The sequence below is a fragment of the Kribbella sp. NPDC050241 genome, assembly GCF_044459685.1.
In the GTDB taxonomy this organism is placed as follows: Bacteria; Actinomycetota; Actinomycetes; order Propionibacteriales; family Kribbellaceae; genus Kribbella.
Window position 1 is genome coordinate 1,092,643 of sequence record NZ_JBITJE010000001.1, and the last position, 26,444, is coordinate 1,119,086.

Below are 26,444 nucleotides of genomic sequence, written 5' to 3' on the forward strand. Positions count from 1 at the left end.
CACCGGTTCAGAGCCGGCTGTCCATGGCTTCCCGCAGCGCGTCGCTGGCCAGGTTGAAGGCCACCGAGGTGAGGAAGATGAAGAAACCGGGCACGATCGCGACCAGCGGGGCGACGCTCACCATGCCACGCAGGCTGTTCAGCATGTAGCCCCACTCGGGCGCCGGCGGCGCCGAGCCGAGGCCGAGGAAGCTCAGGCTGGCCGCGATGATCATCGCCACGCCGACCAGGCCGGAGGAGTAGACGATCACGTCGTTCAGCACGTTCGGCAGCACCTGGGTGCGGGCGACCCGCAGCCGGCTCGCGCCGCTCAGCCGGGCCGCCTCGACGAACTCCTGGACGACGACCCGGCGGGTCGCGGACTCGGCGACCCGGGCGACCGGTGGGATGAACACGATCGTGACCGCGATGATCGTGTTGGTCAGGCCCGGACCGAGCGAGGCGCCGACCGCGATCGCGAGCAGGATCGCCGGGAACGCGTACAGCATGTCCATCGCCCGCATCAGGACCGTCCCGACCGCGCCACGCACGATGCCGGCGGTGACGCCGATCGCCGTACCGATCAGGGACGCGCCGAGCGTCGGTACGAATCCCGCGAGCAGTGACAGGCGGCCGCCGTACAGGACTCGGGCGAGCATGTCGCGGCCCTGCTCGTCGGTGCCGAGGAGGTGACCCGGCGAGCCGAGGTTCTGCAGCCGGTCGAGCGGCTTGCCGAGCAAGGGGTCCGCGCTGGTGAGCAGTGGGGCGAAGATTGCCCCGAGCACCAACAGCAGAACGATGACCGCGGCAACCACTCCGACCTTGTTGGCGACGAACCGGCGCAGCGTCGCTCGCCAGAAGGATGTCGGTCGTTCGCTGGTCCGGGCCGCGTTCCACTCGTCGCGGCGGCGCGCGGCCTCCGCGCGGTCGGCATCCGTCGTACTCGCGCCGAAGCTCTTGTCGAGCAGGGTCGGAACCACTGTCTCGCTCATGCGACCGCTCCTCTCACCCGTGGGTCGATCCAGGCCTGCAGCAGGTCGACGACCAGGTTGACCAGCACGAAGGTGACCGCGATGACCAACGTGGCGCCCTGGACCACCAGCAGGTCCCGGGCCGAGATCGCGGTGAACACCAGCAGACCCATCCCCGGCCAGCGGAAGATCGTCTCCACCAGCACCGAACCGCCGAGCAGGGCGCCGATCTGGACGCCGGAGGTGGTCAGCACTGGCGAGATCGCGTTCCGCAGAATGTGCTGCCGGACCTCCCGCTCGCTCAGTCCCTTGGCCCGCAGCGTCTCCACGAAGTCCGCCCCGGCCACGTCGACGATGCTCGCGCGGGTCACCCGCGCCGTGATCGCCATGGTGATCAGTGATCCGGACAGCACGGGCAGCACCAGACTTCGCAGTGCCATCAGCAGTCCCGAGTCGAGGTTCGCACCACCTGACGGCAGCAGCCGCAGCCCGCCGGCGAACACCGCGAGCAGGATGATCGCCAGGAAGAACGACGGGATACTCAAGCCGGACAGGCTGAGTACGCCGGTGATCCGGTCGATCAACGAGCCGCGACGTGTCCCGGCGACGTACCCGAGCCAGAGGCCCAGGCTGATCCCGAACACGGCGGAGACGACTGCCAGGACGGCCGTATTGCCCCACGCCTGCATGAGCAGGTCGGTGACGTCGCGGCGGCGCTGGGCCGAGTACCCGAGATTGCCCTGGAGCGCGTCACCCAGCCAGTGCAGGTACCGCAATGGCAGCGGGTCGTTGAGCCCGAGCTCGTCGCGGATCGCCTGCCGCTCGGCGGCAGACATGTCGTCGCTGACCAGCGAGGCCTCCGCCGACCCGGGCAGCACGTTCATCAGCAGGAACACGATGACGGAGACGCCGAACAGGATCGGCACCGCCATCCCGATCCGAAGTACCACGACACGCAGCATGGGTCAGTCCTCCTCGACCGAGATCTGGGTGAAGTCCACCCACCACGACTGGGGCTGGACGTAGCCGTGCACTTTCGGGCTCAGCACCCGCAGGTTGAGGTCGTGCATCCAGAAGAGGAAGTACGCGTTCTTCAGCGCGACATCCATCATCTGCTGCAGATACCGGTACTGCGCCGCGACGTCGGGCTGCTGACTGGCCGCGGTGAGAGCGGCGTCGATCGCGGGGTCGCACAGGCCGGTGGCGTTCGGCAGTCCGCCGGGGCGGTTGCAGAAGTAGGTGGCGCTGTAGCCGGTCGGCATCATCCCGGCGGCGGGGGAGGCCCAGAGGATGTCGATATCGCTCCACTGCTTGGCGTTCAGGCCGTCCAGACCGATCGAGATGATCGTGTTCCACTCCAGCGGCCGCAGATTCGTGCGGACCCCGATCGCGGCGAAGTCGGCCTGCAGCTTCTGCATCATGGTGTCCGGATACATATTCCCGGAGCCACCGGTCGGATAGGCCATCGTGATCGTCAGCTGACCGGGCTGATAGCCCGCGTCGGCGAGCAGCCGCTTCGCCTTCTCCACGTCGTAGCTGTAACCCTGCGTCTTCTTCGTGTACGACGGGTTGCCGTCGTACACGTACTCGGTCGCGGGATAGCCGACGTTGTTCAGCAAGGCGGCGGTGCCTTGGCGGTCGAGGGCGTAGTTCAGTGCCTGGCGCAGCTCGAGGTTGTCCTTGAAGGGCGCCCGGAACAGGTTGAACCGCGGCATGATCCCGTGCGGGTACTTGCCCATCTCGATCTGGTAGCCCTCGTTGCGTAACTGCTGGACCGAGTCGGGTGACGGGACCTCTGCCCAGTCGACCTCACCGGATTGCAGCATCGACAGTCGTGAGGCGGGTTCGGGCTGCGGATAGAGCACGATCCGGCCGAGCTTGACGGGGCCACGCCAGTAGTCGTCGTTGCGGGTGAGCTCCATCTCCTCGCCGTCGACGTACTTCGTCATCCGGAACGGACCGGTGCCGGAGGCATGCTTGTTGTAGTCGTTGTTCCCGTACTTCTTCACCACCGCCGGGCTGGGGAAGAAGATGGCGGCGAGATCCCACGGCAGCCACGCGTAGGGCTTGGTGGTGGTGATCTGGACGGTCCGGGCGTCCACCTTGCGCCAGGACTTGAAGTACCTGAACGACGCGGCCGCACTGGCTGCGGACTTCGTGTCGTAGTACTGGGAGGTCTTGGTGCGCAGCCGATCGAACTGGAAGATCACCGCGTCCGCGTCGAACGTCGTACCGTCGTGGAAGTGGACGCCCTGACGGAGCTTGAAGGTCCAGGTCGTCAGGTCCTTCGACGGCGTCCAGGACTCGGCCAGTGACGGCTGGGGAGTCGGCAAGGCGGCCGACTGGTTCAGATTCAGCCGGGTCAGGCCGTCGTAGATGTTGTTGCCGACGAACCGGTACCCCTCGTACCCCTCGTTCGGCGGGGTGGACGGGAACGGGATGTTGCCCGCGGACATGGCGATCCGGAGCTCACCACCGGCCGGCGGCGGTCCGCTCGCGGCTGCCGCCGTACACCCGGCCAGTACGACGAGCAGCAGCGCGAGGAGGGCGTGTCTGATGCGTGGGCGGAGATGCATGTCAGGACGCCAGTGCGGTCTCGCCGTGGACGAGCAGGCAGCTGCTCGAGTGGCCGTCGTTCACTGTCTTGGCCGTCGGCCGGCTCTCCCAGCAGGCGCCGACTGCGTAGCCGCAGCGGGGCGCGAAGGCGCAGCCGGGTGGCAGTTGGTCGAGGCTCGGCGGCGCCCCCGGGATCGCGTTGGGCCGACGATCCTGCCCGGCCCGGACGTTCGCCTCGATCAGGCCTTCGGTGTACGGATGCGATGGTGCCGTGAGCACCTGGACGGCGGAGCCGTGCTCGACGAACCGGCCGGCGTACATCACCGCCACCTCGTCGGCGAGCTCGGCCGCGACGCCGAGGTCGTGCGTGACGATGACCAGACCCATGTCGATGTCGCGCTGGATCTGCCGTAACAGTCGCATCATCCGGGCCTGCACCGTGACATCGAGCGCGGTAGTCGGCTCGTCGGCGAGCAGCACCGTCGGCCGGCCGGCGATCGCCATCGCGATCACCACTCGTTGCCTCATGCCGCCACTCAGCTCCGACGGGTACGCCTTCAGCCGGGTGGCGGCCGACGGGATCTGGACGAGCTCGAGCAACTCGAGGGCCCGCAACCGGGCCTCGGACCTGCCCAGACCCTCGTGGTGCTTGCGGATCGCCTCGACCAGTTGCTTCTCGATCGTGTAGACAGGGTCCAGCGCGGTCAGGGGATCCTGGAACACCATCGACACGTCACTGCCGCGGGCCGTGCGGCGGTCCCGAGGTGACATCGTCTGCAGGTCCCGGCCACCGACCGAGATCTCGCCTGTGATCAGGGTGGTCGGCGGGTTGATCCCGATGATCGAGCGCAGCATCGCGCTCTTGCCGCTGCCGGACTCGCCGATCACCGCCAGCACTCGGCCGCGCGGCACCGTGAACGACACCCCGTCGACCGCGCGGACCGCGCCGTACCGGCTGCGGAACTCGGTGACCAGGTGACGCACCTGTAACGCGGGCGAGATCGTCGGCGTCGTTTTCCCGACCTGTCGGGTTTGGGTCATCATTGACATTGTTGTGTTCCTTCCAGGGGATTTCTCGACCGGCTCCGGCACGTATTCAGCGGAGTGAGGACGGGGCCCGAAGCCCTGTCGTAGAAGGAGTTTCAGGTTCAAACTATGGCGCTGATGTTTCAGTGGTCGACGACTTCGGTATCTCGTTCGTAAACGATTCCCGGAATCATGCCGGGGGAATTCGCCAGTATTACCGGACGGGACCGGACGATCATCATGGCGACCGCTCCGGCCGCGGCGGCCAGCAGGCCGAGCGCGCCGGCCAAGCCGATCGCCCGCATCGGGCCGACGTGCTCGGCCAGCATCCCCAGCACTGGAGCGCCGAGCGCACCGCCACCGAGGAAGAACGTCAGGTAGACGGCCACGACCCGCCCGCGCAGCCCCGGCTCGGCGGTCAGCTGAACGGACGTGTTCGCCAGTACGGCGAACGACATGAACATCCCGCCGCAACAGACCAGCGCGATGCCGAAGGCAACCAGCACCGGCATCAGCGAGGCGATCACCAGACTGCCTCCGAGTGCCGCCGCGGCACCGATGACCCAGCGGTACCTCGGCATCCCGCTGGTCGATGCGGCCAGCAGCGCTCCGGTGAGACCACCGACCGCGAGGCACGACGTGATCAGGCCGAAGCCGACTGCTCCGACATCGAACACTTCGGTCGCGACCAGCGGCAACACCACCTGCAGGCTGTTCGCCCCGACGATCCCGATCACGCCGGCCAGCACGATCACCGTTGCCAGCACTGGATCGCCGGCTACTTGCCGCAGGCCCGCTACTAGTTGCCCCCGGTTCACAGGTGAGCGCGGCACCTGGCGTAGTTCTGAGCGGTCGATCCGCGACAACGCGATCAGGATGCCGGCCGAACTGATCGCGTGCAGCGCGAAGATCAACGGCGTACCGGCCACGCCGATCAGGAGGCCCGCGATCGCCGGCCCGATCAGCCGGGCGACGTTGAACGAGGCCGAGTTGAGCCCGATCGCGTTCACCACCCGATCGGGGCCGACCAGCTCGGACACCACCGCCTGCCGGGCCGGGATGTCGAACGCGGTGACGATGCCCATCGCACCGGCCAGCACCCAGACCTGAACCAGGGTGAGGATCCCGAGACCGTCGAGGACCGCCATCACCACGCTGCCCAGCCCGACCAGCCCTTGGGTCACGATCAAGACCCGGACCTTGTCGACCCGGTCGACCAGGGCCCCGGTGGCCAGGCCCAGCAGTACGGTCGGAAAGAACTGCAGGAAGGTCGCGATGCCGAGGGCCAGGCCGTCGCCGTGACTGAGCACGACGACGGCCCACGCCTGCGCGGTCCGTTGCATCCAGACCCCGATGTTGCTGACCGTTCCACCCCAGAAGAAGTTCCGGTAGTTGCGAACCTGCAGCGATCGGAAGATGCCTCGGTTGGTCATGCCGCCTCGACAGCGAGCCACTCCGTGAACGGAACGGCTTGGCTGAACGCGTGCGCGGCGCGCAGCAGCAGCGCGTCGTCGAACATCCGGCCGACCAGCTGGATGCTGACCGGCAGCCCGTCGCGTTTCTCGCACGGCACCGCGAGCGCGGGATGGCCGGTGAAGTTGAACGGCCGGGTGTTCGCGACCGCGCTCTGCGAGACGGGGCTCTGCAACGCGAAGTCCAGCGCGGTGATTCGGTCGTCGATCGGCTCGAAGCGCGGTGCCTGGGTGATCGTCGTCGGCATCACCAGCAGGTCGACCTCGGACAAGACCCGGTCGTACGCCGCGATGAACGCCGGCCGGACGTTCTGCGCCTTCGCGTACAGCCGGCCGGCCCAATAGCGGCGACTGAACTCGCCGGCCATCAGCGTGAGCAGGCCCCGCGGATCCAGTAGTTCCTGGTCGCGCTGCCAGGCCCGCGTGATCGCTGCGATCGTGTCCTCGGGGTAGTAGGTCCGAGTGAACGCGCCGTAGAACCCGGAGCCGCGGACCGCCAGCGCGGCCTCGGCCGACAACGCCATCTGCGCCGCGCCGATGGTCAGGTGCTCCGGCACGGACACCTCGGTGACCACCGCGCCGAGCTTCTCGTACACCTCGATCGCCTGCTGGACCGAGTCCGTCACCGCCTCGGTGGCGCCGAGGAATCCTTCCCGCAGTACGCCGATCCGCAGTCCTTCGATTTCGTTGGTCAGACCGCTCGTGGCGTCGTACGAGTCGGGTACGTCGCGGGTCTGGCGCGGATCGAGTCCGTCGTACCCGGCGACGGCCTCAAGGGCGAGGGCGGCGTCGCGCACCGACATCGTCATCGGGCCGGTGTAGTCGATGCTCTGGTCCGAGCCGAAGCCGATGCCGAAGTGGGAGATCAGGCCGAAGGTCGGCTTGTGCCCGACGGTGCCGGACCAGGCGGCCGGGATCCGGATCGAGCCGCCCTGATCGCCGCCGAACGAGATGTCCACCTCGCCGTCCACCAGTGCGGCCGCGGATCCGGACGACGACCCACCGGTGAGGTGCAGTGGGTTGTGCGGGTTCAGTGGCCGGCCGTAGTCCCCGACGCCGCCGCCGAAGCCGTAGCCGCCGGCCAAGCCGTTCATCACGTTCTTTCCGACCACCGTCGCGCCGGCTTCCAGGGCACGCTGAACGACGGTCGCATCGAAGTCGGGCACGTGGCCGGACAGAGCGTGCGCGCCGAAGGCCATCGGCATGCCGGCGACCGCGGTGTGATCCTTGTAGCTGATGCTCTTGCCGGTCAGGATGCCCTCGCCACTGCCCGCGACGGAACACTTCCAGGTCCACGCGTTGTGCGGGTCCTCGTCCGGGCCCGGGCGGTAGCCGGGCTCACGGGCGCCCGGGAACCGCGGTGGCCGGACCTCGGCGGTGCGGGCCTGGACGAAGTCGTCGAATTCGGCGAGCATCCGGGTCAGATGGCGGCGATAGACCTCCGCCTCTTCGCTGCTGAGCTGCGTGCCGAGCCGTTCAGCGGTTGCCTGGAGCTCGGGTAGATCGGGAACTCGATGCATGGCGGCCTCCTCGATCGTCGGATGATCGACGGTCGCGAGCCCGGGTTACATCACCGGCCCAGTTGCGTTCGCACCGTGTTAAGCGGGTTCGCCTCGCGCCTGACCCGTCCCTGACCTGCGCGGATGCCCCGGCAGTTGGTCAGCAACGCGGCCCCACCGCCGAGCCAGCGCCGGGGTCGTGACACCGGGTGACCGAACGCTTGTGCGGGCGATTCCTGCTAGCGGGTAGTGATGATTCCCGGCAGCATGCCCAGCGGAGGAGTGCTCACCGCGACGACACGGCCACCTTGCCGCGGGATGCTTCGAGGGTGCGAACACTCCGCAGTCCTGGCGAGCTGAAGGACCGCTTCGAAGCCGAGGCGGTTCCGCTTCGGCCGCGGTTGTACGTCGCTGCCGTGCGGATGACCGGGAATGTCTCCGGGAGTTACCAGGAGATCGCGGGAATCGTCGGGGTTCCCCGCGGAACCGTGATGTCGCGGATCCACCGCGGCCACAAGGCCCTGAAGGTACGACTGCTGCCGGTCCGCGCGCAGAGGCGCCCGTCAGCGGTGCCCATGGAAGCAGTCATGGGCAACTAGACCGGCGGACCCGGCGGTCTTGAGTACTCACCCCTCCACGCCGGGTCCGCCGCTCCACCGCCCGGATTGGACGACGAAACCTTGAAGGTGCGAGATGCTCTCGAGACACCGGCCTACCGGCTTGTAAGGAGCGCGGGGCACCCGGTGACTTGAGGTCACCTGCAGCACGGGAATTCGGATGGCTGCGGGCGGGAACGGATCGGGATACCCTTTGTCATGGCGACCGGGCCGTCTCCGCAGCACCGGCACAGCAATGGTGCCGTTGTCACGCGTGTGTTGTTGGCCGAGGACGATGTCCTCCTTCGTGAAGGCCTGGCCAGCCTGCTGCAGCGATCCGGGTTCGAGGTGGTCGGGCAGACCGGCGACAGTACGTGGATCCTTCCGATGGTGCGCGAACTGAAGCCCGACCTGGTCGTGCTCGACATCCGGATGCCGCCGACGCACACCACCGACGGACTGGATGCCGCGCGGCAGATCCGCACCGAGCTTCCGGAGATCGGCATCCTGGTGTTGTCGGCCCACGCCGAGGTCGAGGATGCGATGGAGCTGCTCGCCACCGGTCAGCGGATCGGTTACCTGTTGAAAAGCCGCGTGACAGATGTGGACGAGTTCATCGACACACTGGAGCGGATCGTCAAGGGTGGATCGGTGATGGACCCAGCTCTGGTGCAGGAGCTGGTGACCGCGCGGCGCCGTGACGACCCGCTGGCCGGTCTCAGCGAGCGGGAGCACGAGGTGCTTGCGCTGATGGCCGAGGGACGGTCCAACGCAGGCATTGCCCGGCGACTGTGGGTGACCGAAGGAACCGTGGAGAAGCACGTCCGGCACATCCTGTCCAAGCTGAGCCTGTCGGAGACCGACGACGACCACCGCAGGGTGCTCGCAGTGGTCACGTTCCTCGAGACACGCTGACCCGACGAGTTGCGCTTCCGTATCGTCTGGGAGCCGAGGTCATTCCAGCGGGGGACCGAGGGTCCGTCGCGTGGTGGATTCTTGATGACGAGCCGCCGTGCAAGCCCGAAGTACCCACAGGTCATCTTCCACCCCTGACAACACGACTTCTTGACGGACGGCACCTACCGGCCGATCCACGCTACGGAAGATGGCGGTTGATCCGACGCAGCAATGGGCCGAGGACCGGCCGGTTGTGCCAGTCACGGGCGATCACCCATTCGCGTGAGCGCCGTACGCCGGTTCGTAGCCTCGTGGTCGCCGTCGGTCTGAGTTCGTCTTCGCGTTCACCGGCGCGCTGCTGCACATCGAGGGCACACGCCAGACAGATCCCAACCTCCGGATGAGCGCCCAACCGCACCAGTTCGCGCTCGTCGTACTCCTTGTCGCAACACCAACATTTCGTCGGCGACGGCTGTGCCGTCTGTTCGTTCGTAGTCACCGAATCATCATGTCCCCAACGCCACGCGAGAGCGCTCAGGTGAGCCAGCGTCGGCCTTGGCCGGCCAGGACCCGGCCGAACTGGAGTTCGGGGAAGTGGGCGCCGGCGCCCAGAGTGTTGCCGTCCTCCAGTTCACGGAACAGTCGCTCGCGAACCTGCTGGGCGAGTTCGGGATCGACGTCACCCATTGACCGCCAGGTCGGCTCGTCCAGCTGGACCGGGCAGATGATCGCGTCGCCGAGCAGCAGCGCGCGACTCGTTCCGGAGGAGACGATGACGCACAGATGACCGGGCGTATGTCCGGGCGTCATGGTCAGGGTGATGCCTGGCGCGACCGTGGTGTCGCGATCGACCAGGCGCAGGCGGTCGCCGCGATCCGCTGCGATCCGGAGGCCGTGCCGGATGTGTTCGCGCATCGCGTGCGCCGGGTCCTGCACGAAGTGGTGCCAGTCGCCCGCGCCGATCCAGATGGCGGCGTTGGGGAACATCGGCGCGGCGTCGAGGTCGAAGAGCCACCCGCAGTGGTCGGAATGAAGATGGGTGCAGATGACGTCGGTGACCTGCGACGGGCTGATGCCGACGGCGCGGAGCCCCAGCGGCAACTGCCCGCCGATGAGCAGCCGCCGAGGACTGGCATCGGCGATATCCGGTCCCATGCCCGCGTCGACGAGAACCGTCCGGTCCTTGGTTCGCACGAGGAAGCAGCCGATCGGCAGCCAGGCCATGCCGTGGCGGGTGAAGAGGTCCTCGTGGCCCTCGGCGCGCGCGTGGTCCCCGAAGTACGCGGGCGAAGCCCGGAAAACGCCGTCGGTAACCGGGTGGATGTCGATCTCACCGATCCGCATGATGCTCCCTGTCGTTGGACACCTACCTACTCTTACTCCGCATCTGCACGCGGACGCCGTCTTGAGCCGAATCATCTCTTGTGTGTGATGCAGGCGTGTGTGGCTCGCCGTAGGTTCCGAGTCCTGTGGGTGGGTCTCGCGAAGTGCTGGGAAAGCGGGGGACGATGGCTGAGGTTCCGGATGCGGCTTCGATCGACCGGCGGGTGCTGCCGCCGCCTGATCCGTCGTTCCATGGTGAGATCCGAACGGCGTTTGCGGACTCGTCGCCCGACTTCCCGGAGCCGTTGAAGCCGCCGGCGGGTGCCCCGAACGTGTTGCTGGTGATGGGTGACGACATCGGTTTCGGGCACATGAGCGCGTTCGGCGGGCCCGCGCGTACGCCGGTCTTCGATCGGTTGGCGCGGCACGGCCTGAGCTACACCAACTTCCACACCACTCCCGTCTGTGCGGCGTCGCGAGCCGCATTGCTCACCGGGCGCAACTCCCACGCCGTAGGGATGGGCAGCGTGCCCGAGGCGTCGGCCGGGTTCCCGGGGTACAACGCCTCCGTTCCGCGCAGCGCCGCCACGGTGCTGGAGATCTTGCGCCTGAACGGATACGCCACGGCGTGGATCGGCAAGACCCACCTGACCCCGATGCACGAGATCACTGCCGCCGGGCCGTTCGACCGGTGGCCGATGGGCATGGGTGCGGAGTACTTCTACGGGTTCTTCGGTCCCGGTGTGAGCCAGTGGCATCCGCCGCTGTGGGAGAACGGCACGCCGCTGGAGCCGCCGAGGACACCCGAGGAGGGCTATCACCTCGAGGCCGACATGGCCGATCGAACCATCGGCTGGATCCAGCGACAGAAGTCCATCCAGCCCGACAAGCCGTGGATCGCCTACTACGCCCCGAACGGGCACAAGCCGCCCGTGGGTGTGCCCAAAGAGTGGATCGAGAAGTACCGGGGGGAGTTCGACGACGGCTACGACGTACTCCGGGATCGCATCATCGCGCGGCAGAAGGAGCTGGGAATCGTCTCTGCCGACACCGAACTGTCGCCGTGGCCCGAGGCGCTGCCGTCGTGGGATGAACTCACCGACAATGACCGCAAGGTTGGCGCGCGCTGGATGGAAGTGTTCTGCGGCGCCGTCGAGCACACCGACCACCAGGTCGGCCGAATCGTCGACGCGGTCGACCAGTTGGGCGAACTGGACAACACCCTGGTCATCTTCATCGCCGGTGACAACGGCCCGACGCCCGAGGGCGGCCTGCACGGCGCCATGAACAAACTGACCTACTTCAACGGGCTCACGGAGTCGCTGGACGACCTTGTCGAGCGCCTGGACGAGTTCGGCGGCCCGACCTCGCACGGCTGCTATCCCGCCGCATGGGCCTACGCCACGTCGACCCCGTACACGTACGGCAAGATGGTGACGTCGGGCGGCGGGTGCAGCACGGCAGTGGTCATGTCCTGGCCGGCGCGCATCACCGACCGCGGCAGCTTCCGGAGGCAGTTCCATCACCTCATCGACGTCACGCCGACCATCCTCGAAATGGTGGGCGTGCCGGAGCCGACACAGGTGAACGGCATCGACCAGATGCCGATGCACGGCGTGAGCATGGCCTACACCTTCGACGACGCCACCGCGCCGGACCGGCACACGACGCAGTACTTCGAACTGACCGGAAGCCGCGCCATCTACCAGGACGGCTGGTGGGCCGGCACCCGCCACGGACTCGACGGCGTGACAGCCGCCGCCAAGCAGGTGGTGCCTTTCGACGAGGACGCGTGGGAGCTCTACGACCTGCGCAACGACTTCGGCCACGCCACCAACCTGGCGGCACAGCACCCGGAGCGGCTCGCGGAACTCCAGGCGCTGTTCGACCACGAGGCGCGCACCTACAACGTCTACCCGATGGTCAACAACGCCTTCGAACTACTGACCGCCAAACGGCCGCGACTCGTCTCCGGCAACCGGGCCAGCTACAGCGCCGGCACCATCCGGCTTCCCGAGGACGGGGTCATCGACATCAAGAACCGGTCCTTCTCCGTCATCGCCGACGTGGACAACCCCGACGGCGACGCCGAGGGCATGCTCGTCACCCTGGGCGGCGAGACCGGTGGGTTCGCCTTCTACGTGCTGGAGGGTACGCCGACCTTCCAATACAACTGGCTCGGGAAGGAGCACTACACGATCACGTCAACGGAGGCGTTGCCCAAGGGCCCGTCAACCATCCGTTTCGACTTCGCCTACGACGGCGGTGGCCCGGGCAAGGGCGGCACCGGCACGCTGCGACTCGACGGGCAAGCCGTCGGCAACGGCCGGATCGACAAGACGGTCCCGGTGTACTTCTCGACCGACGACACCTTCGACGTCGGCGAGGACTGGGGCACACCCATCTCGCCGGCCTACAAACCACCCTTCCGCTTCACCGGCACCCTCAAAACCGTCACCATCGAAGCCCAGTAGCGTGGTGCCGGGCGATCTCAGACCGGTTCCGTGTCGGCCAATGGTTGGTTCGCGAGTGGATCAGGCGTGTCGGCCGGGTCCGTCTTGCCGGAGATCAGTGGCAGTGCCCAGCGGGTGCGGGGATCGGCTTCGACCAGGAGTGCTTTGGTGAGAAGGCTCAGCGGTACGGCGAGCAGCGCGCCGAGCGGTCCGATGACCCAGGTCCAGAACACCAGCGACATGAAGGTCAAGGTGGGAGTCAGCCCCACCGCATCACCGACGACGCGTGGCTGGATGATGGACTGGATCACGAAGTTGATCACGCTGTAGACGACGATGACTGCGATCATCAGCCCGGGGCCACCGTCCAGTAGCGCGATGAGCGCCGGTGGGATCACTCCGATGATGAAGCCGATGTTGGGGATGAAGTTGGTGACGAAGGCGAGCACTGCCCACACGAAGGCGCCGGGGACGCCCATGATCCAGAGGGCCAGTCCGTCGAGCACCGCGACGACGAGTCCGAAGCTGGCCGAGACGCCCATGTAGTTGCGGGTTCCGTGCGCGAAGTTGTCGAGCGCACCCACGGGGTTGGGGAAGCGGTCGCTGAGCATGGCGAAACCGCGGCGGGTCGAGTCGGTGTCGAAGGCCATGAAGAGCAGGACGGTGAGCAGGAAGAAGAGGTTGCTGAGGACGCCGAGCGTGCTGGACAGCACCGACATCGCGAGGTCGACGAGTTGTCCGGGGTCGACGGCGTTGACGACTGCGTTGATCTGGTCCTGCTTGACGCCGAGGTCTCGCAGCGCGTTCCCTGCGTTCGCGATCGCGTCGGTGATTTGAGCGCTGTACTGCGGGACCAGCGCGGCCAGCTGTGCGACCGACACCACCAGGGCAAGGGTGAGCAGGAGCAGCAGCAGGTACGCGGCGATCACCATGAGGATCGACGCGACCCATCCCGGGATCCGCTGATGCCGTTCGAGCCGGATGCGGATCGGATGCAGGGTGATCGTGATGACCAGCGCCAGGAAGGCCGGCCCGATGATGTCTGCGATAGACCTCAGCCCGGCCAGCGCGATCGTGAAGGCGGCGACGCCCAGCAGGATCGTCAGGGCGAACGGGCGGGCTCGCTCGTAGGCGTCACGTATCGACGCTGGCGCGCTGGTCATCCGATGCTCCTGTCAACGTGAGGAGGATGATTCGTGATCAGGCGGTGGCGTCGCGACCGTGGGCGATCAGTGCCCAGATCACGAAGACGTCGACCGCGATGATGGTCAGCGACCAGAACGGGTAGTACGGCATGAAGGCGAAGTTCGCCAGCAGGCTGAGCACCGCCAAGATGATGCCGATGACCCGTCCCCACATCTTGCCGGCCATCACCGCGAACCCGGCGCCCACGACGAGCAAGCCGCCGAGCAGGTGGATCCAGCCCCAGGCGGTGGCGTCGAACTGGAGCAGGTAGTTGCGGGTGGCAACGTAGAACTCGTTCTCGAAGAGTGCGACCAGACCCATGAAGGCCTGGAAGCCGCCGGCCACGATCATCATGATGCCGGCGAACAAGATGAACCCGACTGCCCAACTACTCTTCTCCTCCGCTTGGACCGCGGATCGATGACCAGGTGCTGTCTGCTCTGCCATTTCGGACCCTCCTTCACGGGGCACCACGACGGACGGCGACAACGCTGTCGCAGTAGCCATGGCGCAACTGACTTGAGTCCATCCCACAACCGGGAACGCCGGGTGGAATCACTCTCATCGTGTGAAATCCGGGTGCGGACCGCCGCTTCACGCGATCTGGATGATGCGGCAACCGCGCGGATCGGAGTGGAATCGAACCAGGAACAGTCCACCCAGCGAACGAGGGGATGCATCATGTCCGAATCCACCACCGAGAGGCCTGTCCTCGACCAGCTCGCACGGATGACCGCCGACTCGGTTGCGGTATCGAGTCTCGATCCCGAGGTCCTGATGCTCGTCCGTATCGCCGCCCTGGTCGCCGTCGACGCGCCACCGGTCTCGTACCTGTTGAACCTCGGCGCGGCCAGCGAGCTGGGTGTCGATGCCGAGCAGGTCCGCGGTGTCCTGGCTGCGATCGCGCCGATTGTCGGTACGGCGCGTGTTGCCTCGGCGACGGGGAGGATCGTCGAGGCGCTCGACGTCGCCATCGAGATCGCAGAGCTCGAGGCTGAAAGCAACGGATAGCCGGCGCAGGCCATTGTCATGACACCAAGTGACAGTTCGCAGGTGACTCCTGCTGACGATCTGACCTCCGGGCGCCGCCGGTGGCTGATCGCGCGGGGTCTGCTCCGCGCAGGGGTCACCGCGGCTGCCCTGGTCGTTCTGTACTACGTGCTGCCCCTCGATCGCCGGTCCGACGGGTACCTCGTTCTTGACCTTGTGATCGGTGTTGTGTTGTTGATGGCAACGATTGCGTGGCAGGTCCGCGCCATCCTCCGAGCCGCCTATCCGGCCATCCGGGCTACCCAGTCCCTGGCATCGACAGCGCCCTTGTTCCTGCTGCTGTTCGCGTCCACCTACTTCATCATGAGCCTGGACGACTCCGGCGCTTTCACCGAGCCGCTGACCCGATCCGACGCGCTCTACTTCACGATCACCGTCTTCTCCACGGTCGGCTTCGGCGACATCTCACCCCGGGGGGAGGCGTCACGTCTCGTCGTCGCCGCCCAGATGCTGTTGGACCTGGTGGTCCTCGGGGTGGGCATTCAGGTCATCCTCGGCGCCACCAAACGAGGTAAAGCGCGGGTGGCGGCGGAGTAGCGACGAGCGAAAGCGAACGCTTGACCGGCCGGTCGACGGTGGTTCCGTCGTGCGTGCGGGCGGCGGCCGTATTCGAGGTCGATGGAAGTCACCCTGCGCGGATGAGTCGATCCGCGGGCTCCTGCGGCAAGGTTGCGAGCGGGAGCAGGTGGGGGCGGCTACGCATGGTGGGCGAGGAATCGCAGGGAGCGGCGCCGGTCGTCGGCGGGCTGGATCGGCTGCTACTGGACGCGAAGTTGTCGGTCCCGCAGGCGCGCCCGGGTTCGGTGAGTCGCGCCGGCCTGATCGAGGCGGCTCGCGCCAGCCAGTGCCGTGTGGTCGGCGTCACCGCGTCTGCGGGGTACGGCAAGTCGACCTTGCTGGCTCAGTGGGCACGGGCGGAGAATCGTCGCATCGTCTGGGTGTCTCTTGACCGCTTCGATGACGACCCCGCGTTGCTTCTGTCCGTGTTGGCGACCGCGTACGCGCGGGTCTCACCGGCAGATGCCGACCTGCTGGCCGACCTGCGCAGTCCGGGCGTATCGCCGCTGGGTCGTGGCGCGCCGCGCCTGGCGTCGGTACTCAGGACCAGCCCGGCACCGTTCGTACTGATGCTGGACGACCTTCACGAACTGCGGTCGTCGGCCTGCCACGACGTGCTGGGCGTGGTGATCTCAGGGATCCCGCGGGGCTCTCAGTTGGTCTCTGCGAGTCGTTCGGAGCAACCTCACATCCCGCGGCTGCGGTCGGCGGCGGACGTGGTGGAATTCGGCGCGGCCGAGCTGGCCCTGGACGCGGTCGGTGCCGAGCAGGTCTTCGCGGCCGCCGGCGTCCAGGTGGCGCCCGATGTGGTGGCCGGGGTGACGGCTCGAACCGAAGGCTGGCCGGCCGGCCTGTACCTCGCCGCGGCGATCGCGCGTGAGAGCCACGGGCAGGCGGTGGCTGTGTCCGGTGAGGACCGGTACGTGACCGACTACCTGTATCGCGAGTCGCTCAGCCAGTTGCCCGGCACAACGCAGGCGTTCCTGCGCCGCACGGCCGTCCTGGACCAACTCCATGCACCGTTGTGCGATGCCCTCCTCGGAGAACCTGGCGGACAGCAGCAGTTGCGCACCATCGAGGCTTCGAACTCGTTCCTGATACCGCTCGACCGCCGGCGTCTGTGGTACCGCTACCACGCGCTGTTCCGGGAGTTCCTTCTCGGTGAGCTGCGCAGGGTCGAGCCCGAGGTCGTCATGAAGCTGCATCTGCGCGCGGCCGACTGGTACGAGTCGAACGGATCTCCGGTGCTCGCCCTGGAACACCTGCTGAACACGACCGAGCGAAGTCGCTGTGTCCGGCTGGTGACAGCGTTGGCACTGCCGACGTACAGCTCCGGCCAGATCACGACAGTGCAGCGGTGGCTGTCCGCGCTGGGGGACTCTGCCATCGAGGAATATCCGCCGCTCGCCGTGCTCGCCGGCTGGATTACCGCGTTGGCGGGTCAGACCGGCGAAGCGCAACGCTGGGCGGCGATCGTGGATGCGGCTTCGTTCGATCTGGTGCCGGCGGACGGCACGGCGTCGTTCGACTCGGCGCGGGCAATGCTTCGGGCGGTCATGTGCGCCTCCGGGCCGGAGCAGATGCTGATCGACGCGAACCTCGCGCTTGCTCAGGAACCGCCCTGGAGCCCGTGGCGCGACACTGCGCTGTGCATGTCGGCTGAAGCCCATCTCCTCTTCGGAGACGTCGACGAGGCGTGCGAACTGTTCGTGGAAACGTCGGCCGTGGCCGAGGCGCTCGGCAATACCGACACCATCGTCGAGAGCGAGTCCGAGTTGGCATCGGTGGAGATGGATCGCGGGCGGTGGGCGCAGGCGGGCGAGCACGTCGATCGGGCTCTCGCGCTCATCGACAGGCATCGGATGCACGATTACGCCACGAGTGTGATCGCCTTTGCTCAGGCGGCGCGGCTGGCCGTGCACCGGGGCGATCTGAACGAGGCGGACCGCCAGCTCACCAATGCGATGCGAGCGCGCCCGGCCTGCACGTTCGTGCTGCCCTTCTTCGCGGTCCGTGGACGGCTCCAGCTCGCGAAGGCGTACTGGAGCATCGGCGACGCCTCGACCGCTCGTCACCTGTTGCGTGAGATCGACGACGTCCTGCTCCATCGGCCTGCGCTGGGTGCCCTGGTCGACGAGGTCTCGGACTTTCGCAGGATCGTCACCTCGAGTGCCCGGACCGGTGCGAGCGGTGGATCGCCCCTGACCCCGGCCGAGTTGCGGCTGCTGCCGTACCTGCAGACGCATCTCACCATCGGCGAGATCGGCCAGCGACTGTTCGTCAGCCGCAATACCGTGAGCTCCGAGGTCGCCTCGATCTACCGGAAGCTGGGAGTCTCCTCACGCAACGACGCCGTGCAACACGCGATGGCGATCGGGCTGCTCGGCGGTTAGCCCTCTTCATCCACCAACTGCCGATCCGGCTCCTCGTTGACGTCGTAACCCAACGCCAGCGCCACCTTGGGTCCTGCGGCCACCGCTCGTGGGAGTCCGGTGATCGGAACGATGCTGAACAGTACGTCGACGATCTCCGCCGCCGTCGCTCCCGCGTCCACCGCGGCATCCGTCTGCGCGCCGTACGTCGGGACAGCCCCGCCGACCGCGACCAGCGCGGCGAGGCGTAGCAACGCTCGCGTTCTCTGATCAAGGACGGGATCCAGTACTGAGTGGTCGTCTCCACCATCGTCGGCCAGGCATGCGTCGTTGATGGCCAGACGACGCAGTCGTTCGATGTAGTCCACGACCAACTCATCCTTCCGCATGCTGAACCTCTATTGCGCGTCGGACCAGACGCAATCCGCATCACGCAGATCACATGAATCCGCGGTCGGAGTCACTCGATATGAGTGATGCCCTGCGGCAGGTCGTCGAGCACGCTGGGAACCGATGCTCGGAACGAACGAGACGAGTGACGCGGGCGAACGCCAGGCGCGACGTGGTGGAGAGGCGGCAGTGATGTCAGACATGATCCCGAAGGAAACTCTGGAGTCGATCTCGATTCCGGATTTCGTGGACACCCGGATCGGACCGCTCGACTTCGTGAACGGTGCACCCAGCCGGACCACGGTCGAGAAAGCATATGACCACCTGGACTTCTTGCACGGCGTCACTGCGTACCTGAACGCGTTCGCCGGTGCCTCGACGTACGCAGCGCGCAAGGGCTTCATCGACGCCGGCGCGGACGACAACTCGATCCTCATCTTCTCCGAGTTGATGGACTCCCAGTCTCTGTTCCTCACCGCCAACGCGGACACGGTGTACTTCGTCGGCGTCGTCGACCTGTCCGCCGGACCGATGGTCGTCGAGACGCCACCGGAGGCGCTCGGCATCTTCGACGACATGTGGTTCCAGTGGATCGTCGATTTCGGCCTGCCGGGACCGGATCGCGGTGAGGGCGGCAGGTTCCTGCTGGTCGGCCCGGGCCATGGCGGCTCCCTGCCGGACAGCGGCTTCCACGTCGCGCACTCCCGCACGACGCGGGTAGTGCTGCTGGGGCGAGCGTTCATGGACCACGACGATCCCGGGCCGACGGTCGAGCGGATCAAGACGACCCTGAAGCTGTACCCCTATGTCGAGGGTGGACAGGGCACCAGCATCGCCACGCTGTTGAGCGGCCAGGTCCATCCGGGGACCTCCACCCCGACGCCGGAGACGAGATTCGTCGAAGCCAGCGGCAAGGCGTTCAACACCATTCCGCCGTCCGACTTCGGTTTCTTCGAACTGCTGAACGAGATCGTCCAGCAGGAGCCGGCCGACGCCACGGACCCCGAGACCCTGGGGCAACTGGAGGCGATCGGCATTGTCAAAGGCCGGCCGTTCGCACCGGACGAGCGGATGCGCGGCATCCTGGAGCAGGCCGCGGCCGTCGGCAATGCCACCTCCCGCGCACTGGTGTTCAATCCGCGCCAGGCAGAAGCCTTCGAGTACTACCCGGGCTCGTCCTGGTCGAACATGCTCTTCGTCGGTGGCTACAACTTCGAGACACCGCCGCCTCTGGTCGGTCCCGACGGCATACAGCCGCTCGCGCCGACCGGTGCCCGCAAGCTGCATGCCCGTACGGCGTTCTTCTACGGCTACACCGGCATCACACCCGCGATGTGCATGCGGCTGACCAACGTCGGCTCGCAGTACGTCATGGCGTTCACCGACGCCGACAAGAACTACTTCGACGGGGCCGAGACTTACCGCGTCGTCTTGCCGCCCGGCATCCCCGAGGCGCGATTCTGGTCGCTGACGCTGTACGACAACGAGACCCGGTCAATGCTCCAGACACCGCAACGATTCCCCCGCGCCGGAAGCCAGAGCTATCCGACGCCGGCGGCGACGGCCGACCCGGACGGTTCAACCGCCGTGGTCCTCGGACCAGAACAGCCCGACGGCGTGCGCGACGGGAACTGGATCCAGACTCTTCCGGGCAAGGGGTTCTTCGTCATCTTGCGTCTGTACAGCCCACTCCAACCCTTCTTCGACAAGACCTGGCGGCCCAGCGAAATCGAGCCCATCACCTAGCCGTCGCGACGTACGCCAAGCCGGAAGCCTGCTCGTCGGGGCGGGATCGGAGACGCGATGGGGCAGGCGCTGCTTCAGCTGATACCGCTGGCCCTTGCCGCGGCGCTGAGCAGCGTCCCCATCACCGCCACCATCTTCATCCTGCTGTCGGAGAGCCGCAGCCGCTCCGGCCTGGGCTTCCTGGTCGGCACACTGCTCGGCACCTTCGCCACCGTCGCGCTGGCGGCCGTGGCCGGCCATGCGCTTCCCGGACGACCGCGCGAACACGACGCCCTCGTGGGGAAGGTGGAGGTGGCGATCGGCAGTGCCCTCGTGCTGCTGGGCGTGGTGACCCTCGCACGTCGGTCTCGCGCTGGGAGCGGAAGCGGACCGAGCTGGCTCGACCGCATCGGCACGTTCGGCACTCTGTCTGTGTTCGGCATCGGCCTGGCGCTGAACCTTCGTCCGAAGGCGATCCTTCTGGCTGCGGCGGCGGGCCTGGCGATCGTCGGGGCGGACCTGGCGTTCCGCGACAATCTCGGGCTGGTGGTCTTCTACACCGTGATCGCCACCTGCACCGTGGGCGTTCCGATCGTCGCGACGATCCTGTTTCCGCGGCGGATGGAACCTCGGCTCCTCTCGGCGAAGGGGTGGATCGCCGCGCACTCCACTACGGTCGGTGCCGCGATGATGATCCTGATCGGCGGCTTCGTCGTCGGCGTCGGGCTGAGCTCCTAGTCCTCGGTCGCGGCGGGGTTCCCGCTGAGGGACTCTTGGTAGATGTCGGCGTAGGTGCGCGAGTCCTTGATCAGGTCGTCGCAGAAGGCTGCGACGTCGTTGCCGATGAGTTCCAGGACTCCCTTGCCGGCCGCCACGCCCTCCTCGAAGAAGTCGACGATCTCTGCGAGTAGGTTCCCGTCGGTCAACTCGACCGGTCCGATCTTGAAAAAGTACTTCTGCATCTCCTTGTAGACGATCTGATAGTCCGGTGGAAGCGCCTTGACTCGCGCCAGGTGCGCCCGCCACTGCTTCTTGCCCTCGATGATGTCCTGGATGCCCACGTCAGCCTCCTAGCTGGCCCAGTTTCCTTGCGACGTTCCGGTTCAACTGCTCGCGCCACCGGTCGCGATAGCTCCGCGCCCCTTCTCCGCCGGCCAGCGCCGCGCAGAAGCCCTGGACGTCGTCACCCAGCACGTCGTGAACGCTCTGCCCGTCCGCCGCCGTCTCTTCGAGCAGCCCGAGTGCGCCGTCCATGATCGGCATCAGGTTGCGGCCTGTGAAGCTCCCGTAGGGAAAGAGGTGAGCCTTGATCTGGTCCCACGCCGCCCGGTAGTCGGCCGGCAAGGCCGCGGCCCGGGCTTCGAACGCCTTGTACTCCCTGGTGAGATCGCTGCCTGTCATGCGTTCCCACAAGTTCATCGTCCGCCCTCCTTGAGTTTGTCGATCCGGGATGAGAGGTACTCCCACTTCGCCCAGAACCTCCCGAGTTCTTCGCGCCCCGCGTCGTCGAGCGCATAGAACTTGCGCGGCGGCCCCAGCTCGGATGGTCGTTTCGTCACCTGAACGAGCCCGTTCTTCTCCAGTCGCAGCAAGATGGTGTAGACGGTCCCCTCGATGACGTCGGCGAAGCCGAGTTCGTTCAGCCGGCGCGTGATGGCGTACCCGTAGGTCTCCTCCCGGCCGATGATTTCGAGCACGCAGCCCTCGAGCGTGCCCTTCAACATCTCCGTCAGGTCGTCCATCGCGGATCCTCTCAGTACTCCGTAGCACCGAGTACCACTATACGGTATCACCGAGTAGTCCGGCGACGCCGCCAGGACTGTGCGGCGTGGCAACGGTGTGCGATGCTGTGCCGACTATGAGTGAGGTGGTACGGCGGGACGTCGGGCGGACGGTGGTGCCGCGGACCGCGGAGGCGCTGGCCGGGAGCTTGCTGCTTCACCTGCGGCCGGTGACCGACGCGCTGGTGCAGACCATCTACGAGCAGAACCCCGCCTATCGCGAGCTGGATTCGGTTCCGCCGGACGACCTGTGGCGGTCATGTCATGACAACGTCGCCCGGGTCGTCCAGATGATCGCCGACACCGACCGCAGGCTCGGCGGATCCGCGGCTGACGAGTACTTCGATGCGGCGCGGGAGACGGGACGCCGCCGGGCCGAGCAGCGGATACCGCTGGACGACGTACTGCGCTCGTTCCGGCTCGGCGGTCGGCTGGTGTGGGAGGCGCTGATCGACGAGGCCCGGGCGCAGGGCGTGGTCGACTCCGATGCCCTGCTGGATATCGCGAGCAAGGTCTGGGAGGTCGTCGACAGTACGTCGTCGCAGGTCGCGGCCGAGTATCACACCGCGGAACGCCAACTCGTCCGCGCCGACGAGCGACGCAGATCGACGCTCTGGGAAGGCTTGCTGCACGGCCGAGCGAAGGACCGGGCGTTCGTCCAGGAGGCCGCGACCGTCCTCGACGTACCGGTGAACGGCCCGTACGCCGTGGTGGCGATCGACAACCTGGTCGACGACGAGTGCACGGTCGCGTCGCTCAGACGGCGGTTGGCCGGCGTCCACGTCGGCTCGGCGTGGCAGGTGCGAACGCACACGGTCGTCGGGTTGCTTGCCTTGGGCGCGGAGTCTCAGGACGCCGTACTCCGATCGCTGCGCGACGCCGTCCGCGCGCCCGCGGGCATGTCAGGCGTCGTCTCAGGACTTGCCGATGTGGATGTCGCGTACCGTCAGGCGACGCTGGCCCGGCGAACCCTGCCGAGCGGCGAGACCGGGGTCGCGTCGCTGACCGAACGGCTCCCCGAGGCATTGCTGCTCAGCGCCCCGGAGCTGGCCGAGCAACTCGTCCAGACGTGGCTGGTGCCGCTCATGGAGGTGCCGGCAGCCGAACGTGAGCTACTGCTCGACACCCTCGAGAGGTGGGTCGCCGCCGGCGGTTCCGTCCGGCGCACGGCCGATTTGGCGTACTGCCACCGCAACACGGTGATCAATCGCCTCCACCGGATCCATCAGATCACCGGTCGGGACCTCACCGACGCCGCCTCCCACCTGGATCTCGGCCTGGCGATCCGGGCCGTCAGGCTGTTTCCGCCGCAGGGCCGCTGATGATCCGCTGAGCTCTGCCGCTGTGCGTTGTGCACAGTCCGGCCGGGCCAAACGTAGGCGTTCTGGCCATGCCGCGGCGCCTTCTCCGCTGTCAGACTGCGTTCCCTGCACTGGTCGAAACACGGAGGAATCCTCATGGCCGAACACCGTCGGTCGCCGGACGAGTCAACACAACAGCCGGCCGGCGAGCGTGGCCTGCTGGGCCGCCGTCGCGTGCTCGGGTACATTCTCGCCGCGCCGACCCTGGCGGTCGGTGTGAGCTGGATCGCCGGCTCGGCCGATCCCCGGCCGGCGGATGCCGCGGTTCCCTCACTGCCGCAGCCCGAGGAGATCTTCGACCTCGGCGATCTGCAGAAGCTCGCGGCCGCGCCCACCTCGGGCCTGATCTCGGTTGAACTGAAGACCGACGGCACCGCGTACTTCGCCGTACCCAGGGCAGAGGTCGGCCAGGGCATGACCACGGCGATCGCGATGATCGTCGCCGAGGAACTGGACCTGCCGATGGACAAGGTCACCATCGGGCTCGCCGATGCCCGGCCGGAGTTGCTGATGAATCAGCTGACCGGCGGCTCGAACTCGATGCGCAGCATGTACCTCCCGGTACGCACAGCCGCTGCGATCACTCGGCAGCGCCTGGTGGAAACGGCCGCTGCGCACTGGGGAGTGTCGGCCGGCAAGGTGACGACTCGCAAGGGTGTGGTCAGTGGACCGAGCGGGCGTACGGCGACGTACGGATCGTTGACCCGGGCGGCCGCCAGTTCCCGGACGATCAAGGTGTCCGCCGAGCTCAAACCCCAGTCAGAGTTCAGCATCCTCGGGCGCCCGCACAACCGCGTCGACGCTCACGACATCGTCACCGGCCGCAAGCAGTTCGGGACGGATCTGCAGGTTGCGAACGCGAAGCCGACCATGGTGGCCCGGCCGCCGACGATCAACGGCACCGTGAAGTCTGTCAACAATCTCGCCGCCGTACGGGCGATGCCCGGTATCACGGATGTCGCCGCCATCACCCACGGTGTGGCGATCCGAGGCGAGACGTTCGGCCAGTGCATCGACGCCATCCAGGTGGTCGACGCGACCTGGGGCCCCGGAACTGTGGACGGCGAGTCCGACGCCACCGTGCTGGCGAAGCTCCGTGCGGCCCAGTTGCCGATGGCCGTGCCGCCGCTGCTGTCGAACACGATCGACGCCGAGTTCGTCTTCGCCTTCGCCAGCAACAGCCCGCTGGAACCGGACTGTGCGATCGCCGACGTCACCCCGGACAGCGCCGAGATCTGGGCCAGTCTCAAGGTACCGATCGTCGCCCAGGAGGACATCGCCAAACGGCTCGGTCTGCCGGTCGACGAGGTGAAGGTGCACGTCATCCAGGGCGGCGGCTCGTTCGGCCGGCATCTGTTCCATGATGTGGCGGCCGAGGCGGCGGAGATCTCCCAGAAGATGGGCAAGCCGGTGAAGCTGTCGTGGTCGCGCACGGACAACTTCCGCCAGGGCCGCGTCCACCCGATGTGTACGTCGCGCGTCCGGGTCAACTATCTGGCCGGCAACGTGCTCAGCTACGAGCAGCGGCACACCAGTGTGGAGACGGACTTCGGTCACGGGCTCGGAGAGATGATCACCGCGTTCGCCGCGGACCTGCCGGTCAGTGGCAACCTCTCGTTCGCCGAGACGATCTTCGCGCTCAGCCAGTCCTCGCCGTACAACTTCGGTGTCACCACGCAGCTGCTGAACGAGATCCCGCTGAAGTTCAACACCGGCAGCATGCGCAACATCTACTCGCCGAACGTCGTGTGTGCCGAGGAGCTTGTGGTCGACCGGCTCGCCGCGAAGTTCGGCCAGGACCCGGTGCGGTTCCGTCGCAACTTCCTCAAGGACAAGCGACTGCTGGCGGTGCTGAACAAGGCGGCCGAGGTCGGCCGATGGGGCAAGGCCATGCCGAAAGGCACGGCGCAGGGGGTCGCGGTGCACGCGGAGTACCGCGGTGCGGTCGCGACCCTGGTCGAGATCGACTGCCGGCCGGAAACGGTGAACAGACCCATTCGGGACGGCGTGAGCGGCCCGCGCGTGACCAAGGCCGTGATCGTGGTCGATCCCGGGTTCTGCATCAACCCGCGCGGGCTGGAAGCGCAGATGATCGGTGGCCTGCAGGACGCCATCGCGCTCGCGCTGACCTCGAGTCTGCACATCAAGAACGGCATGCCGCTCGAAGGCAGCTGGGACAACTACTTCTACACCCGGCAGTGGAACACACCCCCGGACGTACAGGTGGTCATCATGCCCAACACCAGCGACAGCCCCAGCGGTGCTGGTGAGCTGGCGGTGGCCCCGGCCTTCGCCGCGGTCGCGTGTGCCTACGCCCGCGCCACCGGGACGATGCCGACGTACTTCCCGATCAACCACGGCAAGCTGGGCTTCGAACCGCTGCCGCTGGAGCCGTCCACCCCGCAGTCACCGACCGACGGTCTCGACCACACGTTCTGAGGAATCCATGGCAACCCACACTTTCACACTCAACGGCAAGCAGATCAGCGTCGAGGCCGAGGGCAACGTTCGTCTGCTGTGGGTTCTCCGCGACCTGCTCGGCGTCACCGGCCCGAAGTACGGGTGCGCGCTGGAGGTCTGCAAGTCGTGCACCTCTCACATCAACGGCAAGGCCTTCAATCCGTGCTCGGTGCAGGTCAAGGACATCGAGCCGGCCGACGAGATCACGACGATCGAAGGCCTGCCGGCGACCGTCGGCAAAGACCTGCACCCGATGCAGCAGGCCTGGCTCGACCACGATGTCTCCCAGTGCGGCTACTGCCAGCCCGGCCAGATCATGGCGGCCGTGGCCAAGGTCAAGCAGGCCCACGCGGAAGGCCGCGAGATCACCGATGCGGACCTCGACGAGTTGCGCAACATCTGCCGGTGCGGCACCTACTCCCGGATCCGCGAGGCCATCAAGGCCGGCGCCGAGGACATGTGAGGCAGCGTGCGTGATTGTCCGGCGGCTGTGTCGAGGCCGACGCGGCCCGCTCCGCAGCCACCGGCCGCGCCCTGTCAACCACCAGAGGCCGAATCCACCACGAGCCCGCAGAACACCCCTCAGCCGCACGGGCAGGCGTTGCCTAGGGCAACCACGGTGGTCGTGGTCTCAGTCGGCCGGCCCCTTGTTCATCAGGAGTCGGTGGGTGCACACTGCGTTCAACGACTCGCGGGAGGGTCGGATGCCCCAACCGGCTGAAGTCTCGGGACAGTAACGCTGGTCGGCGGCGGAGGAGGGGCTGGCTGTGCGGGATGCACGAGGGAGGCCG

The 26,444-nt window shown here is 67.1% G+C and carries 25 protein-coding genes; 11 read left to right on the forward strand and 14 right to left on the reverse strand.

The genetic code is table 11. From position 1 onward, the window contains the following. Positions 1–7: 7 nt before the first annotated feature. From ACIBG5_RS05135 to ACIBG5_RS05160, 6 genes are all read right to left on the reverse strand, one after another. Positions 8–970 (reverse strand): ABC transporter permease, encoded by a 963-nt coding sequence (locus ACIBG5_RS05135; protein WP_396390209.1) that lies wholly within the window; start codon positions 968–970, stop codon positions 8–10. Then, positions 967–1,911 (reverse strand): ABC transporter permease, encoded by a 945-nt coding sequence (locus tag ACIBG5_RS05140; RefSeq protein WP_396390210.1) that lies wholly within the window; start codon positions 1,909–1,911, stop codon positions 967–969. The genes ACIBG5_RS05135 and ACIBG5_RS05140 overlap by 4 nt, the downstream gene beginning before the upstream one ends. A 3-nt stretch (positions 1,912–1,914) precedes the next feature. Beyond that, positions 1,915–3,525, reverse strand: a complete 1,611-nt coding sequence (locus ACIBG5_RS05145) for an ABC transporter substrate-binding protein (RefSeq protein WP_396390211.1) — start codon at positions 3,523–3,525, stop codon at positions 1,915–1,917. 1 nt (position 3,526) lies between these two features. Further along, complete coding sequence (locus ACIBG5_RS05150; RefSeq protein WP_396390212.1) at positions 3,527–4,546, reverse strand: ABC transporter ATP-binding protein; 1,020 nt, start codon at positions 4,544–4,546, stop codon at positions 3,527–3,529. A gap of 128 nt (positions 4,547–4,674) precedes the next feature. After that, positions 4,675–5,964, reverse strand: coding sequence for an MFS transporter (locus tag ACIBG5_RS05155; protein ID WP_396390213.1), 1,290 nt, complete (start codon positions 5,962–5,964; stop codon positions 4,675–4,677). Further along, the gene (locus tag ACIBG5_RS05160; protein WP_396390214.1) at positions 5,961–7,523 is read right to left on the reverse strand and encodes an amidase family protein; all 1,563 of its coding nucleotides are present in this window, start codon (positions 7,521–7,523) and stop codon (positions 5,961–5,963) included. Before ACIBG5_RS05160 ends, ACIBG5_RS05155 begins: the two co-directional genes overlap by 4 nt. A gap of 308 nt (positions 7,524–7,831) precedes the next feature. On the opposite strand from ACIBG5_RS05160, the gene ACIBG5_RS05165 reads away from it, so the two are divergent. Together ACIBG5_RS05165 and ACIBG5_RS05170 are read left to right on the forward strand one after the other, a co-directional pair. Continuing rightward, positions 7,832–8,101, forward strand: coding sequence for a sigma factor-like helix-turn-helix DNA-binding protein (locus tag ACIBG5_RS05165; protein WP_396390215.1), 270 nt, complete (start codon positions 7,832–7,834; stop codon positions 8,099–8,101). A 273-nt stretch (positions 8,102–8,374) separates the two neighbouring features. Continuing rightward, the gene (locus tag ACIBG5_RS05170) at positions 8,375–9,013 is read left to right on the forward strand and encodes a response regulator (protein ID WP_396390217.1); all 639 of its coding nucleotides are present in this window, start codon (positions 8,375–8,377) and stop codon (positions 9,011–9,013) included. A gap of 181 nt (positions 9,014–9,194) precedes the next feature. Here ACIBG5_RS05170 and ACIBG5_RS05175 read toward each other — a convergent pair whose 3' ends face one another. Both ACIBG5_RS05175 and ACIBG5_RS05180 read right to left on the reverse strand, forming a co-directional pair. After that, positions 9,195–9,494 carry a hypothetical protein gene (locus ACIBG5_RS05175; protein WP_396390218.1) on the reverse strand — a complete coding sequence of 100 codons (300 nt, stop codon included), beginning with the start codon at positions 9,492–9,494 and terminating at the stop codon, positions 9,195–9,197. Between the two features lie 35 nt (positions 9,495–9,529). Next, the gene (locus tag ACIBG5_RS05180; RefSeq protein ID WP_396390219.1) at positions 9,530–10,339 is read right to left on the reverse strand and encodes an MBL fold metallo-hydrolase; all 810 of its coding nucleotides are present in this window, start codon (positions 10,337–10,339) and stop codon (positions 9,530–9,532) included. 164 nt (positions 10,340–10,503) lie between these two features. Here ACIBG5_RS05180 and ACIBG5_RS05185 point away from each other — a divergent pair, with 164 nt between their 5' ends. Continuing rightward, entirely contained in the window at positions 10,504–12,792 is a 2,289-nt protein-coding gene (locus tag ACIBG5_RS05185) for an arylsulfatase (RefSeq protein ID WP_396390220.1), read from the forward strand. 17 nt (positions 12,793–12,809) lie between these two features. Here the strand turns inward: ACIBG5_RS05185 and ACIBG5_RS05190 are convergent, their stop codons facing one another. Further along, a complete protein-coding gene (locus tag ACIBG5_RS05190; RefSeq protein ID WP_396390221.1) occupies positions 12,810–13,934 on the reverse strand; it encodes an AI-2E family transporter in 1,125 nt (374 codons plus the stop codon). Between the two features lie 37 nt (positions 13,935–13,971). Then, a complete protein-coding gene (locus ACIBG5_RS05195; protein ID WP_396390222.1) occupies positions 13,972–14,403 on the reverse strand; it encodes a hypothetical protein in 432 nt (143 codons plus the stop codon). Positions 14,404–14,637: 234 nt separating this feature from the next. Between ACIBG5_RS05195 and ACIBG5_RS05200 the strand changes: the two genes are divergently transcribed. The 3 genes from ACIBG5_RS05200 to ACIBG5_RS05210 all read left to right on the forward strand — a co-directional run bounded on the left by ACIBG5_RS05200 (position 14,638) and on the right by ACIBG5_RS05210 (position 17,957). Beyond that, entirely contained in the window at positions 14,638–14,967 is a 330-nt protein-coding gene (locus tag ACIBG5_RS05200) for a carboxymuconolactone decarboxylase family protein (protein ID WP_396390223.1), read from the forward strand. Positions 14,968–15,009: 42 nt separating this feature from the next. Beyond that, positions 15,010–15,543, forward strand: coding sequence for a potassium channel family protein (locus tag ACIBG5_RS05205; RefSeq protein WP_396390224.1), 534 nt, complete (start codon positions 15,010–15,012; stop codon positions 15,541–15,543). A gap of 101 nt (positions 15,544–15,644) precedes the next feature. Then, a complete protein-coding gene (locus ACIBG5_RS05210; protein ID WP_396390225.1) occupies positions 15,645–17,957 on the forward strand; it encodes a LuxR C-terminal-related transcriptional regulator in 2,313 nt (770 codons plus the stop codon). On the opposite strand, the gene ACIBG5_RS05215 is transcribed toward ACIBG5_RS05210, so the two are convergent. After that, on the reverse strand, positions 17,954–18,325 hold the full coding sequence (locus ACIBG5_RS05215; RefSeq protein ID WP_396390226.1) for a carboxymuconolactone decarboxylase family protein: 372 nt from the start codon (positions 18,323–18,325) through the stop codon (positions 17,954–17,956). The two genes, ACIBG5_RS05210 and ACIBG5_RS05215, sit on opposite strands and share 4 nt — an antisense overlap. A 193-nt stretch (positions 18,326–18,518) precedes the next feature. Here ACIBG5_RS05215 and ACIBG5_RS05220 point away from each other — a divergent pair, with 193 nt between their 5' ends. Together ACIBG5_RS05220 and ACIBG5_RS05225 are read left to right on the forward strand one after the other, a co-directional pair. Next, a complete protein-coding gene (locus ACIBG5_RS05220; protein WP_396390227.1) occupies positions 18,519–20,072 on the forward strand; it encodes a DUF1254 domain-containing protein in 1,554 nt (517 codons plus the stop codon). Positions 20,073–20,129: 57 nt separating this feature from the next. Then, entirely contained in the window at positions 20,130–20,789 is a 660-nt protein-coding gene (locus ACIBG5_RS05225) for a GAP family protein (RefSeq protein WP_396390228.1), read from the forward strand. Here the strand turns inward: ACIBG5_RS05225 and ACIBG5_RS05230 are convergent. The 3 genes from ACIBG5_RS05230 to ACIBG5_RS05240 are packed head-to-tail and all read right to left on the reverse strand — an operon-like array spanning position 20,786 to position 21,793. Next, complete coding sequence (locus tag ACIBG5_RS05230; protein WP_396390229.1) at positions 20,786–21,112, reverse strand: DUF1048 domain-containing protein; 327 nt, start codon at positions 21,110–21,112, stop codon at positions 20,786–20,788. The genes ACIBG5_RS05225 and ACIBG5_RS05230 overlap by 4 nt on opposite strands. A gap of 1 nt (position 21,113) precedes the next feature. Beyond that, the gene (locus ACIBG5_RS05235; protein ID WP_393389023.1) at positions 21,114–21,470 is read right to left on the reverse strand and encodes a DUF1048 domain-containing protein; all 357 of its coding nucleotides are present in this window, start codon (positions 21,468–21,470) and stop codon (positions 21,114–21,116) included. Beyond that, the gene (locus tag ACIBG5_RS05240; protein WP_396390230.1) at positions 21,467–21,793 is read right to left on the reverse strand and encodes a PadR family transcriptional regulator; all 327 of its coding nucleotides are present in this window, start codon (positions 21,791–21,793) and stop codon (positions 21,467–21,469) included. The genes ACIBG5_RS05235 and ACIBG5_RS05240 overlap by 4 nt, the downstream gene beginning before the upstream one ends. A 116-nt stretch (positions 21,794–21,909) precedes the next feature. On the opposite strand from ACIBG5_RS05240, the gene ACIBG5_RS05245 reads away from it, so the two are divergent. The 3 genes from ACIBG5_RS05245 (at position 21,910) to ACIBG5_RS05255 (ending at position 26,116) form a co-directional block, all read left to right on the forward strand. Beyond that, a complete protein-coding gene (locus ACIBG5_RS05245) occupies positions 21,910–23,154 on the forward strand; it encodes a PucR family transcriptional regulator (protein WP_396390231.1) in 1,245 nt (414 codons plus the stop codon). Between the two features lie 135 nt (positions 23,155–23,289). Continuing rightward, positions 23,290–25,632, forward strand: a complete 2,343-nt coding sequence (locus ACIBG5_RS05250; RefSeq protein ID WP_396390232.1) for a molybdopterin cofactor-binding domain-containing protein — start codon at positions 23,290–23,292, stop codon at positions 25,630–25,632. A gap of 7 nt (positions 25,633–25,639) precedes the next feature. Next, positions 25,640–26,116, forward strand: a complete 477-nt coding sequence (locus tag ACIBG5_RS05255; RefSeq protein WP_396390233.1) for a (2Fe-2S)-binding protein — start codon at positions 25,640–25,642, stop codon at positions 26,114–26,116. The last annotated feature ends 328 nt before the right edge of the window (positions 26,117–26,444 follow it).

Coding starts and splice junctions, on each gene's coding strand:
- ACIBG5_RS05135 (WP_396390209.1), bottom strand. CDS start 970: ATGAGCGAGACAGTGGTTCCGACCCTGCTCGACAAGAGCTTCGGCGCG.
- ACIBG5_RS05140 (WP_396390210.1), bottom strand. CDS start 1,911: ATGCTGCGTGTCGTGGTACTTCGGATCGGGATGGCGGTGCCGATCCTG.
- ACIBG5_RS05145 (WP_396390211.1), bottom strand. CDS start 3,525: ATGCATCTCCGCCCACGCATCAGACACGCCCTCCTCGCGCTGCTGCTC.
- ACIBG5_RS05150 (WP_396390212.1), bottom strand. CDS start 4,546: ATGACCCAAACCCGACAGGTCGGGAAAACGACGCCGACGATCTCGCCC.
- ACIBG5_RS05155 (WP_396390213.1), bottom strand. CDS start 5,964: ATGACCAACCGAGGCATCTTCCGATCGCTGCAGGTTCGCAACTACCGG.
- ACIBG5_RS05160 (WP_396390214.1), bottom strand. CDS start 7,523: ATGCATCGAGTTCCCGATCTACCCGAGCTCCAGGCAACCGCTGAACGG.
- ACIBG5_RS05180 (WP_396390219.1), bottom strand. CDS start 10,339: ATGCGGATCGGTGAGATCGACATCCACCCGGTTACCGACGGCGTTTTC.
- ACIBG5_RS05185 (WP_396390220.1), top strand. CDS start 10,504: ATGGCTGAGGTTCCGGATGCGGCTTCGATCGACCGGCGGGTGCTGCCG.
- ACIBG5_RS05190 (WP_396390221.1), bottom strand. CDS start 13,934: ATGACCAGCGCGCCAGCGTCGATACGTGACGCCTACGAGCGAGCCCGC.
- ACIBG5_RS05195 (WP_396390222.1), bottom strand. CDS start 14,403: ATGGCAGAGCAGACAGCACCTGGTCATCGATCCGCGGTCCAAGCGGAG.
- ACIBG5_RS05200 (WP_396390223.1), top strand. CDS start 14,638: ATGTCCGAATCCACCACCGAGAGGCCTGTCCTCGACCAGCTCGCACGG.
- ACIBG5_RS05210 (WP_396390225.1), top strand. CDS start 15,645: ATGAGTCGATCCGCGGGCTCCTGCGGCAAGGTTGCGAGCGGGAGCAGG.
- ACIBG5_RS05215 (WP_396390226.1), bottom strand. CDS start 18,325: ATGCGGAAGGATGAGTTGGTCGTGGACTACATCGAACGACTGCGTCGT.
- ACIBG5_RS05220 (WP_396390227.1), top strand. CDS start 18,519: ATGTCAGACATGATCCCGAAGGAAACTCTGGAGTCGATCTCGATTCCG.
- ACIBG5_RS05225 (WP_396390228.1), top strand. CDS start 20,130: ATGGGGCAGGCGCTGCTTCAGCTGATACCGCTGGCCCTTGCCGCGGCG.
- ACIBG5_RS05235 (WP_393389023.1), bottom strand. CDS start 21,470: ATGAACTTGTGGGAACGCATGACAGGCAGCGATCTCACCAGGGAGTAC.
- ACIBG5_RS05240 (WP_396390230.1), bottom strand. CDS start 21,793: ATGGACGACCTGACGGAGATGTTGAAGGGCACGCTCGAGGGCTGCGTG.
- ACIBG5_RS05245 (WP_396390231.1), top strand. CDS start 21,910: ATGAGTGAGGTGGTACGGCGGGACGTCGGGCGGACGGTGGTGCCGCGG.
- ACIBG5_RS05250 (WP_396390232.1), top strand. CDS start 23,290: ATGGCCGAACACCGTCGGTCGCCGGACGAGTCAACACAACAGCCGGCC.
- ACIBG5_RS05255 (WP_396390233.1), top strand. CDS start 25,640: ATGGCAACCCACACTTTCACACTCAACGGCAAGCAGATCAGCGTCGAG.